This is a genomic window from Moraxella osloensis, assembly GCF_001553955.1.
Taxonomy (GTDB): Bacteria; Pseudomonadota; Gammaproteobacteria; order Pseudomonadales; family Moraxellaceae; genus Faucicola; species Faucicola osloensis.
Genome location: NZ_CP014234.1, coordinates 249,006 through 261,070, shown reverse-complemented (window position 1 = coordinate 261,070; position 12,065 = coordinate 249,006). Strand labels below are relative to the sequence as shown.

10 protein-coding genes are annotated in these 12,065 nt (G+C 43.3%); 6 read left to right on the top strand and 4 right to left on the bottom strand.

Annotated elements, in window-relative coordinates; genetic code table 11:
* The first annotated feature begins 382 nt into the window (after nucleotides 1–382).
* The gene (locus tag AXE82_RS01165; RefSeq protein WP_007116691.1) at nucleotides 383–655 is read left to right on the top strand and encodes an HU family DNA-binding protein; all 273 of its coding nucleotides are present in this window, start codon (nucleotides 383–385) and stop codon (nucleotides 653–655) included.
* Nucleotides 656–818: 163 nt separating this feature from the next.
* On the opposite strand, the gene AXE82_RS01160 is transcribed toward AXE82_RS01165, so the two are convergent.
* Both AXE82_RS01160 and AXE82_RS01155 read right to left on the bottom strand, forming a co-directional pair.
* Nucleotides 819–3,872, bottom strand: a complete 3,054-nt coding sequence (locus AXE82_RS01160) for a lytic transglycosylase (RefSeq protein ID WP_062330430.1) — start codon at nucleotides 3,870–3,872, stop codon at nucleotides 819–821.
* Between the two features lie 214 nt (nucleotides 3,873–4,086).
* On the bottom strand, nucleotides 4,087–4,596 hold the full coding sequence (locus AXE82_RS01155) for a hypothetical protein (RefSeq protein WP_062330429.1): 510 nt from the start codon (nucleotides 4,594–4,596) through the stop codon (nucleotides 4,087–4,089).
* Nucleotides 4,597–4,942: 346 nt separating this feature from the next.
* Here AXE82_RS01155 and yajC point away from each other — a divergent pair, with 346 nt between their 5' ends.
* The 5 genes from yajC to AXE82_RS01130 all read left to right on the top strand — a co-directional run bounded on the left by yajC (nucleotide 4,943) and on the right by AXE82_RS01130 (nucleotide 9,808).
* A complete protein-coding gene (yajC, locus tag AXE82_RS01150; protein ID WP_081454568.1) occupies nucleotides 4,943–5,287 on the top strand; it encodes a preprotein translocase subunit YajC in 345 nt (114 codons plus the stop codon).
* Between the two features lie 154 nt (nucleotides 5,288–5,441).
* On the top strand, nucleotides 5,442–7,337 hold the full coding sequence (secD, locus tag AXE82_RS01145) for a protein translocase subunit SecD (RefSeq protein WP_062330427.1): 1,896 nt from the start codon (nucleotides 5,442–5,444) through the stop codon (nucleotides 7,335–7,337).
* Nucleotides 7,338–7,347: 10 nt separating this feature from the next.
* A complete protein-coding gene (gene secF, locus AXE82_RS01140) occupies nucleotides 7,348–8,598 on the top strand; it encodes a protein translocase subunit SecF (protein ID WP_172460492.1) in 1,251 nt (416 codons plus the stop codon).
* 72 nt (nucleotides 8,599–8,670) lie between these two features.
* On the top strand, nucleotides 8,671–9,375 hold the full coding sequence (locus tag AXE82_RS01135; protein WP_228140536.1) for an AzlC family ABC transporter permease: 705 nt from the start codon (nucleotides 8,671–8,673) through the stop codon (nucleotides 9,373–9,375).
* 61 nt (nucleotides 9,376–9,436) lie between these two features.
* Nucleotides 9,437–9,808, top strand: a complete 372-nt coding sequence (locus AXE82_RS01130; protein ID WP_062330423.1) for an AzlD domain-containing protein — start codon at nucleotides 9,437–9,439, stop codon at nucleotides 9,806–9,808.
* Nucleotides 9,809–9,857: 49 nt separating this feature from the next.
* Here the strand turns inward: AXE82_RS01130 and purF are convergent, their stop codons facing one another.
* A complete protein-coding gene (purF, locus tag AXE82_RS01125; RefSeq protein WP_060995018.1) occupies nucleotides 9,858–11,393 on the bottom strand; it encodes an amidophosphoribosyltransferase in 1,536 nt (511 codons plus the stop codon).
* Nucleotides 11,394–11,521: 128 nt separating this feature from the next.
* Nucleotides 11,522–12,055, bottom strand: coding sequence for a CvpA family protein (locus AXE82_RS01120; RefSeq protein WP_062330422.1), 534 nt, complete (start codon nucleotides 12,053–12,055; stop codon nucleotides 11,522–11,524).
* Nucleotides 12,056–12,065 lie beyond the last annotated feature (10 nt).

Sequence of the window (12,065 nt, the reverse complement as noted above, 5' to 3'; positions counted from 1 at the left end):
ATTAATAACATTAATTATTGTAAGTCTGGTATAAAACACTGTCAGTCGCTGAGTATTAGTCAAAAAATCATTGCGAGATTGATTTTTAGCCACTTTTACTCACTATAGCTGTATATAGCAAGTTTTAGCGGTTTTTGTTGAAATAAAATGTTATCGTTTGGTGTGCCAACCGCTATATTTTGCAAAAACACGTTAATCAATGCTTAATTGCACAGAAATTATGATTAAACTGCTTGTTAAGCCGCTTGAGTTTACTTATAATCGAAGCATAATTACTTATGCAGCACTTGATACTCAAGGCTTTGAGCCTAATTACTTGTCAAGCGTATGCTTTGTATATATAACGTTTATTTTCATCCCTAAAAATTTGAAGGATATTCTTATGAATAAGTCAGAATTAGTTGATAGCATTGCTAAAAAAAGCGGTCTTTCTAAAGCCCAATCAACTGAAGCATTAAATGCCTTTATCGCAACGATTGGCGAAGCAATGAAAGCTAATGATACCGTGTCACTGGTTGGCTTTGGTACGTTTAGCGTGAAAGAACGCCAAGCACGTACAGGTCGTAACCCACAGACTAAAGAAGAAATCCAAATCCCAGCAAGCAAAGTGCCGAGCTTTAAAGCAGGTAAAAGTTTAAAAGATATGGTTAACTAATTAACCCTATATCTCTTTATAGCTAAAAAAGCGTATTTTTAACTAAATACGCTTTTTTATTGCCTTATTATTTCCTTACTAAGTATAAAAACCGAGTAAAAACTTAAGTAAAAAACCACTATTTTTACATAGTGGTTTTCTTATTTTATAAACTATAGTTAACCTATTTTGGCACTGTAATGGTTTGACCCACTTTTAGCGACGCCGTTGGTGACAAGTTATTTAGACTAGCCAGTTCTTTAGGGCTGATGCCAAAGCGTCCCGCCAAAGAAATTAAGCCTTCGCCTGCCTTAACTTTATAGGTTGTTGTGGTTTCTGGGATTTTGATGTTTTGACCAATCAATAACGACTCATTACCTTTTAAATTATTTAAGGCGGCAAGTTCGCTTTTGGAAACGCCATATTTTGCACTCAAGTTTGTCAGGCTATCACCAGATTTTACCTGGTAGCTTTGCGTATCACCACGGCTATATTTGCTTACTGGTTTTGACGCTGGCTTGTTATCCTCCTCTGATTGGGCATCTTTGGCTGCTTTGGTCTCTTTTTTTGTTTCTTTTTTGCTCTCAGGTTTTCCAGAGTCGCGTTTGACGGTAGGTTCGCGGGTCGCTGTCACGCTAGCCACCGTACCCAATCCTGCTTGAGGAATAACCAGTTTTTGCCCTTGAATTAAATTTGCCGTCGGTTTTAGATAATTGGCTTTGGCTAAAGCTACTACCGTTAAATCAAAGTTATTGGCGACGCTACCTAAGCTATCACCTGGGCGTACCGTGTAGTTAATCGATTTGCCAGCTAGCGCATATTTGACCTTTTCAACTGTGACAGGCACGATGATGACTTGCCCTTTTTGCACACGATAATTGGTGTTAAAACCATTGACATCGGCAATGTCTTTGGGCGATACGGATAATCTATCAGCGATACCCGATAAGGTATCACCCGTCTGAACGGTATAACGACTTGATACCGGTTGCACTTCGGCTCTAGCAGGGGCAGGCTTTTGCGCTGCGGGCTGTGCTACTGGCGGCTTTGGCATTTTGTCTGGAATTAACCACAAGTTTTGGTTGGTACGCACTTGATAAGTGACTGGTAAATTATTAAATTTTGCTAACTCACTGACATTTAGATCAAACTTGTCGGCGATGCCTGTCAAAGTATCCCCCGCTTGCACGATATAGCTATTGGCTTTACGTTTTGGCGCTTCTGCTACTTTGGGTTCGATAGGCTTGGCGTTGTATAAGTAAAGTGTTGAACCGGCTAGCAAGGCGGCATTTGGGTCAATTTGGTTCCATTCAGCGATATCTCGCCAATTCAAACCCATGCGACTGGCGATATTTGCCAAGGTGTCGCCAGCTTTGACTTGATAGGTGCTGCGTGTGCCGCTCGGACGTTTTTTGGCAGCCGGCTTGCTAACCGTGACAGCATTGCTTTCACTGGCGGTATTGGATTTGCTCGTGGTCACTTGCGCCGTGTTTGGGGCTTTGCCATTTAAGCTCGACGCTTGGCTAATTTTGACCTCTTTTGGCAACACCACGGGCGGTTCTTCGTAACTGAGCTTTTTGGTTTCGCCTTTGGCTTCTAGCACAGATTGCTGGGTCTGAATGGCATTGAGCTTGATATTACCATCGGTAGGGTTAATGGCTTGCTCTACTTGTGGTGCGGTTTTTTCAATTTCTTTAGCAATCAAGTTACGCTCTTGATTGGATAAAGGCGGCTCTTGCACCACGGTGTTGTTGGCAGTGACAATCGCTGAAGTCGTTGGTAGTGTATTGCTAGACTGCATTTCAGCGGTCACCATTTTTTGCTCGGTGGCGGTAATCGGCGGTTCTTTGATTACCGTATTACGGCTTTGGATACTTGGCGCACTAGGAATGGGGGCGATATAAGTCGTGGTTTGGTTTTTAACCATATTATTTGCCATCGCCGCCAAGTCGCTGCTAGAGGATGGCAAATTAACTGTTTCTTTTTTGCTATAGGCTTGCTTGGCAGCACTGGGTGAATCACCCTGACGTGTGGTGGTATTTCGGGTTTGGTTGCCAGAGTTTGTGGTCGGTGTGTTATAAGTCGGCAGAGTAGTTTTAGGGGTGACATAACTATTGTTTGCCAAATAACCTTGTTGACTCATATAACCATTACCGCGTAATTGGGTGATTTTGCGGTCAATGGATTGATTGAGATCATTGGGAATCAGAATACGGCTTGGGCCTGACATATCTACCGTACCTGCAATCAACGCAGGATTTAGGGCGCGCAGTTCATCGTAGCTTACGCCTGTCAGGCTGCTAATTTCATGCAAGCTCACGCCAACATTGGCAGGGACACTTCTAAAATGCTGACGGTTCGCAATTGCGGGTAAATGCACATTGTAGGCACTCGGATTTTTGACAATTTGCGCCACAGCCAAAAACCGAGGGACATAGTTCATCGTTTCAGTGGGTAATTTGAGCGACCAATAATCCGTGGGTAACCCACGTGCTGCATTATAATTAATCGCCGATTGGACACGGCCTGGACCGGCATTGTATGCTGCCAATGCCAACTCCCAACTCCCAAATTGGTTATACAAGGCGGTCAAAAAGTCATAAGCGGCACGGGTCGACTCAATCACATCACGACGACCATCAAAGGTACTGGTTTGATTCAACCCATAAATACGACCTGTACTTGGAATAAACTGCCATAACCCTGCAGCCGATGCGTTACTGGTGGCATTGGGATCATAAGAGCTTTCAATGACAGGCAATAATGCCAGTTCGGTTGGAATATTGCGACGTTCAGCTTCGCGCACTGTGTAGTATAAATAGCGGCTAGCACGCGCTGTTAATCGGTTTAGATAGTCTTGACGGCTAATAAACCAACTTTTCTGCGCTTCAATACGCGGATCGTACACGTTGGAGTTCATACGAAAATTGACGCGCAGTCTATCCCACAGATTACCATAGCGCTGAACCAACAAAGCATTATTCTCTACCATGGTCATGTCGGTGGCTTCAAGCAGCCCTTCAAGTTCATCCAAACTATCCATATCCAGTAGGGCTGCATTTTCTTGCGCGCTATGCACCGTGCTTTTGCTGTGACTGGACGATCCAATCATGGGTTTACCCGCTGGACTGGTGGTACTGGTTGGCGCACTGCTACAGGCTGCCAAAATAATAGAGGAAATAGCTAAACTTAACGGTTTGATAGTTTTTTTTGATGAATGGCTTATCGAAAGCAACATGATAATTCCTAGCTCTTTTTTGCAATTTAGATGTAGGACATATACCCATCCCATAGCGTAAAACTATGAACGAATATAAGCTAAAATTTGACATTATAAATAAAAAAACGGCTGTGATTTCAAGCCCGTAAAATTAAATATTGGCTGAAATTATACTAGAATCCATAAAAAAAGTGGCACAAAACTTTTGTACCACCCTTTTAACACCACTAAATTAGTGCTTTTCAATCACAAGTTGACTAATCGCCCTAGACAATAACACCGAGTTACCGCTTTTAGCAAAGGTAATACGTGAAGTTGTTACTAAACGTGTCGTCACGTTATTTTCGACGATGACTTCTGTGGTTATCGCATCTGCTTTGGCATGGTTACCGCTAAATACCACATTGTTTAATTGTATATCATAGCCATATTGCGTTGCTTTTGACCAGTTGTTTTGCAGCAGGTTTAGATAATTGCTCTTATTTAAGGTGGTGGTTTTTCTTTTACGCGACACAGATATCAATGCATCATCTGCTACTAGGTTTGCAACGCGCGAAATACTTTTGGCATTTGCTGCAGCCGCCATCGCAGTACCGTAATTGTCGATATCACGCTGGGTGATTTCAGCGTTTGCCAGCGTTGGGACGGTTAACGAAGTCGCGATGACTAGACCTAGCCATAGTTTTGACTTTACTTGCTTTCGGATTTTATCAATCGGTTGAAAATTTAACGTGATACTCATGAGATTTTCCTTCAATTGGTAACACCCAATTGTTTGACCCTAAAAGAAATAATTTGTTACAACTAAGCATAGCATAACCATTAACTTTATTGTTACGTCATTGTTAATTATCAAGCATAAAATAGTGAATAACCCCGATAAAAATTTTTGAACTTATTATCCAAAACTATCCAAAATCGCTAGATCGCCAAATCAATCATCGTTTTTACAGCGGTGAATTATTTCAGCAAACTAGGGTTAATCATTTATTAATTTGGCTAAATCGGTTATCATTACAGGTTGTTTTTATCACCATTTTATGACTAAATCTCAATTGAAGGGTATTTCAACTATGCTACTTACCGCTATTTTAGCATTTATCCAATCTGCCCATGCGGAAGGTGCGGCGGCAGCGCCTACTGGAACGGGTGCTTCCACCATCATGCAAATGCTATTGCCATTGGCTTTTTTTGCTATTTTTTACTTCATTATTATCCGACCACAAAGCCGTCGTAACAAAGAGCATCGTCAAATGATTGATGCCATTAAGGAAGGCAATGAAGTGGTATTTGCCGGTGGCTTGATGGGGAAAATCAAAAAGCTTCAAGGTGAATATGCGGTTGTTGCATTAAATACTACCCAAGAGGTGATGGTGCAACGTGCCTCAATCATTTCGGTATTGCCTGTGGGCACCATTGATAGTCTTAAATAATTGCTGATGCAGCTCACCTGTCAGGTTGGCGACCTAGCATTCTGTTAAGTTGCCAACTGGCTATTATAATATTGTACTGCCTTGTTGATCGCGGTTAATAGACCTTGTAGAACAACTAGTTACCTAAAAAAATCAAGTTTAAGAAGTCAAGATTATGCACTACCCTGCTTGGAAATACTTTTTAATCGGCATTGTGCTGCTACTAAGCACCCTGTATGCCCTACCAAACCTTTACCCAGACAAGCCCGCCGTTCAAATCACGGGGGCTTCCGCTAGTACCACATTGACCAATGATGTGTTAAAACAAGCGGAAACCATCCTAAATGCCGCCAACATCCCAACCAAGAACAACAGTTTTGATGGTAAATCAGCCTTGTTAAAAATTGGTGATGAGTCGACTGAAACGCAGCTTAAAGCGCAACAAGTGCTAAAAGAAAAGCTTGGCGATAATTACGTGGTGGCACTGAACTTGGCGCAAACCACGCCAGCATGGCTACGTAATATTGGCGGTAAGCCTATTAAATTAGGGTTGGACTTGCGGGGTGGTGTACGGTTTGTACTAGAAGTCGATATGAGCAAAACCGTCTCTCAGCGTTTGGAAAACTTAACTCGAGATATCCGTACAGAGCTACGCAACCAAAAAATTGCCGTGACCAATTTACAAGCAGGGCAAAATAATCTGACTTTAAACTTTGTCGATAATGCCGCGCGTGATCAAGCCATTAATGTGTTACGTAGTCGCTTTGGGACAAATTACGAATTACAACCGCTCATCAATGCGGGGGGTCCAGCGATTAACATGACCTTGACCCAGTCGACGATTTCACAAATATCTCAAGATGCGGTCACCCAAAACTTGACGACTTTACGAAACCGTATTAATGAGCTAGGCGTGGCTGAAGCCGTGGTGCAATCCCAAGGTGCCAACCGTATTGTGGTGGAATTACCCGGGGTACAAGATACCGCAGAAGCCAAACGGGTCATTGGTCGTACTGCCAATCTAGAATTTCGTATGGTGTCTGACCAAAACAATACTTTCCAAGCCAATCCATCTGGGGTATTGCCTGCAGGCACTGAAGCCTATTCATTTGGTGAAGTCGATAGCCCACAAAAAACCTTATTGGAACGTCAAGCTGTGGTGACCGGTCGAAACGTACAGGATGCCCAAGCAGGGATGGATCAAAATGGTCGCCCTCAAGTCAATATCACGCTGGATAACGCAGGCGGTCGTTTGATGCAGAACACCACAGCAAAATCAGTGGGCAAACAAATGGCGGTGCTGTTTATTGAAAATAAGCAGCGTGTCACCTTCCAGCCAGACCCAGTGACGGGTCAAAATAAAGAAGTAAGAACACCTTACGCAGAAAGCCATATTATCAATCAAGCGACCATTCAAGGCGTCTTTGGCTCAACTTTCCAAATCACGGGCTTAGATAGTAATGCAGAAGCCTCAGAGCTGGCTTTGTTACTTCGTGCAGGTGCGCTAGCGGCGCCCATGTATTTTGTTGAAGAACGTACTATTGGTCCATCATTGGGGCAAGATAACATCCAAAAAGGTATGTTCTCTACCCAAGTCGGCTACTTACTCGTGTTCTTATTTATGATTATCTTTTATCGTTTATTCGGCTTAATTGCCAATATCGCGCTGATTTTTAACTTAATGATGATTTTAGCCATCATGTCATTGATTGGTTCTGCCCTGACATTGCCGGGTATCGCAGGTATCGTGTTAACCATCGGGATGGCGGTGGATGCCAACGTGCTGATATTTGAACGCATCCGCGAAGAGCTTGCCAACGGCGCCAGACCTAAATCTGCGATTGTGGCGGGTTTTAACCGCGCATTTACCAGTATTTTTGATGCGCAGCTAACTACCTTGATTGTCGCATTTATTTTATTTGCGATTGGTACAGGTCCGATTAAAGGTTTTGCTGTCACCTTAGCCATTGGTATTGCCAGCTCTATCTTCACCTCAGTGACCGTCACGCGTGCACTGGTACAGTTAGCTTATGGCTACCGCAAAACTGTCAAACGCCTAAGTATTGGTTAAGGAGCGAATAATGAATGATGACAAGTTAGAGGATCTAGACGGTTTAGACGGCTCAGAACCCATTAACCCCGAGCAAAAACTCTCCGAGCTGGGCGTACGTCGTAGCGATGAAATGGTATCAAATACACAGCACCGCAGAACGCCGCGCCGTAATGGTAAAGGGGTGAATAAAAATTTGGTCAAGCAGCCTGCCAACTCCTCCGATACGACAACCCAAAACGCTGGGTTAGCGGTGGCTAACGCTCCCACTGCTGAATTTTCGGCAGAGGGTTTTGGCGGTGAAAAATTCTTTGCCGGTCGGCGTATCATTAATTTTTTGAAAGTATCTAAACCTTTTGCCATATTATCCGCCATCTTAACGATTCTGGGTTTGGTCGCTATTTTAACCAAAGGTTTAAATCTGGGCTTAGACTTTACAGGCGGTGTGTCAGCCACGGTTGTTTATGAAAAACCGGTGCAACAAGCCCAAGTTCAGTCAGCCTTAGCGAGCCATAAAATCAATGACAGTGTGGTGCAATATTTGGGCAGTAACAAAGAAATTTTGGTACGCCTGCCCCCGCAAAAACAAATCGAAGGGTTATCAAACTCTCTTGATGCGGCGTTAGATTTACCCAATAACAATGCCACCATCAAGAACATTGACGTGGTTGGCAGTCAAGTAGGTAATGAGATTTATATCAGCTCCTTGGGGGCAACGGCACTGGCATTACTGTGTATGTTTATTTATGTGATGGTGCGCTTCCAAGCCAAATTAGCCTTAGGCGCGGTGTTGGCGTTATTTCATGATAGTATTATCACCGTGGGTATTTTCGCACTTTTCGGATGGCCGTTTGATTTGACCGTGCTTGCCGCGGTGTTATCACTGATTGGTTACTCGATTAACGATACCATCGTCGTCTTTGACCGTATCCGTGAGAATTTCCGCCGTGTCCGTGGTGCGAGCCCAACGCAAATTGTCAATTTATCGCTCACTGAAACGCTACGTCGTACTATTATGACCATTTCAACGGTGTTGCTAGTGGTGGTCGCGATGCTGCTGCTTGGCGGTGAAAGCTTGCATTGGTTCTCAGTAGCATTGCTCATTGGCTTGATTTTAGGTACTTTCTCATCGGTGTATATCGCCAGTGCGATTCCACTGTGGCTAGGTATGTCGCGCAAAGACTTTATTGTCGAAGTCAAACCAGAATTTGTTGAGGACGAAGTGGTTTTTGAAGACCGCAATGCGCCTATCTATGACAACAAAGTAGTAGATAATCAATAAATGATTTGAGCGGTAAAATACCCTACTTGCTAGGGTATTTTTATGGCTAGAATCTAAACAAGAATAGCAATGATGACAAATGAATTAATGAAAAATGGGTTATGGCAACAGGCGTTTAAAGTAAGTTTTCCTGTGGCAATGGGTTATATCCCTGCGGGGATTGCCTTTGGCGTGTTGTTTGTGGCAGCAAAACTTCCTATATGGGCGGCGATTTTATCTAGTGTGGTGTTATATGCGGGTGCGGCGCAATATGCTTCTATTACGCTGTTAGCGGGTGGGGTTGGAATCTCAACCATCGCCAGCAATACTTTAGCGATAAATTTGCGCCATGCTTTCTATGCCATTCCTTTATTAAAACAATTACCAACCAATCCTATCAGTCGATTTTATTGCTTGTTTGCGTTAACCGATGAAACTTTTTCCGTGTTAACCACCCTTCATGAAAATGAACGCCAAAGACTCATACTACCTGTGAGTTTGCTCAATCAGTGTTATTGGGTTATCGGTACTATATTGGGCATTTTGCTGGGTGAAGGGCTCAATGATTGGGTGCCCCATTTGGATTTTGCGTTAGTGTGCTTATTTGCTATTTTAGCCTACGAGCAGTTTAAAGCAGTCAAGGCTTACTATCCCATCTTCATCGCCATCATTGCGTTCACAGCGGCGTTTTATTTTATATCCGATTGGCTTTTACTATCAGCGATTTGCGTGAGTTTGGGACTCATTATCATCCACTTTTTTATGAGCAATAAATCTGCTCATGAGCAAGCTCTCTGATAGTACAAGCTACCTGACAGCTCAACCGCCAAAAAAATTATCCATTAATCGTTAGAATATTATGAACACACCACCTGATAACGTTTATTTAGTCGCCGCTACTTTTGCCATGGCTTTGGTGACTTTTCTCACCCGCTTGACCCCGATAATTTTGCCAAAGCGTTTATTGGATGCCCCCTTGTTGCTCGCGGTGAATAAAGCATTGCCATTATCCGTGATGACGCTGTTGATTTTAACTTCTTTGCATTGGCAGCATCCTGAGCCTATAAGTATGAGTCTAAGCTTATCACCCTTACTTGTGGCAGAGATATTGGCGCTTTTAGTGGTGTTACTCAGCTATCATTGGAAAAAGCAATTACTGCTAAGTATGCTCGTGGGGATTGCTAGCCTTAATGGATTTTTATGGGGATTGAATCTGATAGGTTTTCAATAGCTATAAAAAAAAGCCCTACTTGGGCTTTTTTTTATGAAGGATAACTTATTTATACCTCGGTTTGCACCCCGACGATATCCACAGGCGTATCAGCCACGTCTTGTATCCCAGATTTTTTCTGTTTGGCTTTATCACTGCGTTTACGCTGTAATTCATCCAAATAATCTTCATCAATACCACCAGCGATGTATTTGCCATCAAATACCGAACAGTCAAATTTTTTGGCATCGCTGTGTTTGTCTTGTACCGCTTCAATCAAATCATCCAAATCTTGGAATATCAAACGATCCGCGCCGATGATTTTACACACTTCTTCCACACTATGACCTGAGGCAATCAGCTCATTGCGCGCTGGCATGTCAATACCATACACATTGGGATATTTGACCGGTGGCGCGGCACTGGCAAAATACACATTATTGGCGCCTGCATCACGTGCCATTTGGATAATCTCGTGGCAAGTCGTGCCACGTACAATTGAATCATCGACCAACAATACGTTTTTATTTCTAAATTCAAAAGGCACCGCGCTTAATTTTTGACGGACCGATTTTTTGCGCTGCTGTTGACCTGGCATAATAAAAGTGCGACCGATATAACGGTTTTTCATAAAGCCTTCACGGTATTTTACGCCTAGATGCTGGGCAAGTTCCATCGCAGAAGTACGTGAGGTATCGGGAATAGGGATAACCACATCAATCCCGTGATCTTCGCCCCATTCTTTGATGATCTTCTGCGCTAACGACTCGCCCATACGCATACGGGCTTTATAAACAGAAATATTATCAATAATCGAATCTGGGCGGGCAAAATAGACATATTCAAAAATACAAGGTCTAAACTCTTTGGCTTCGACACATTGGCGACTAAAGAAGTTATTGTTTTCATCAATAAAAATCGCTTCACCAGGCTTCACATCTCGAACGATATCAAAACCCAATGCGGTTAACGCAACTGACTCAGATGCCACCACATATTCAAAACCGCCATTTTCCGCTAATCGTTGACCAAAAATCAGCGGACGAATACCATTCGGGTCACGAAATGCCAAAATACCATAGCCTGTAATCATAGCGACTACCGCATACGCGCCTTCGATACGTTTGTAGACGGATGTCATCGCTTCAAAAATATCATCGGGGCTTGGATGCTGGATACCGAGTTTTTGCATCTCATGCGCTAGCACATTGAGCAAGACTTCTGAATCAGAATCGGTATTAATATGGCGCATATCTTCCATAAACAGTTCTTTGGCAATCTCTTCTGCGTTGGTCAAATTACCATTATGCGCCAAGGTAATACCATACGGCGAATTGACATAAAAAGGCTGAGCTTCCGCACTGCTAGACGTACCTGCCGTTGGGTAGCGTACATGCCCGATGCCTTGGTGACCGACAAGACGCATCATATGACGGGTCATAAACACATCGCGCACCATGCCATTTTCTTTACGCAAAAACAAACGGCCATCTTGACATGTCACAATACCCGCGGCATCTTGCCCGCGATGCTGCAGCATAGTCAGCGCATCGTATAGCATTTGATTAACTTCACTGTGAGCGGCTATACCGACAACTCCACACATATTTTACCCCTTTGATTTTTCACCGATGGCTCTAAAACCTGATGAAAAGAGACCTGATGAAAAGAGACCTGATGAAAATTGAATGAAACTAACTTTTTTGCCGGCTGACAATTACAATACTTTAGCCGTCAGTCAAACTTACCAATGCTATTGCCCATTTGCCCTATTCCTTCGAAAGCGGTTTTCCCCAGATTGGCAGCAAGCTGTTGGGTGATTTGGGTCGCAAAAGGTGCCATTGGCAGTAGCGCATTGGCAAACTTAGACTGCTGCCAAAAGTCACGTTGACCGACAAAAGGCGCCAATAAACTCAGCACCATCAACACAATGACCAAATTTTTGACCAAGCCAAACCCTGCGCCCGCCAATTTATCTAGAATGCTCAGTCTAAGCCCCTGCAAGGTTTTACTCATCACCCATAATACGATTTGCAGTCCCACGATGACAAATAAGCCAATTGCCAAGAATGCCGCAATGATACTAAGGCCGGTTGAGCCAGTGAATGACACAAAAAACGGTGCTAAAGGTTTTGCCAAATAACTGGCTAGCAGCAGTGCCAATAGCCAACCAAACATGCCCACCAGTGAGCGCATTAAGCCATTATTAAATCCCTGCCACAACCCCATAAACAATACAAACAACACTACCATATCTAACAAAGTCATCGGGTCAAGC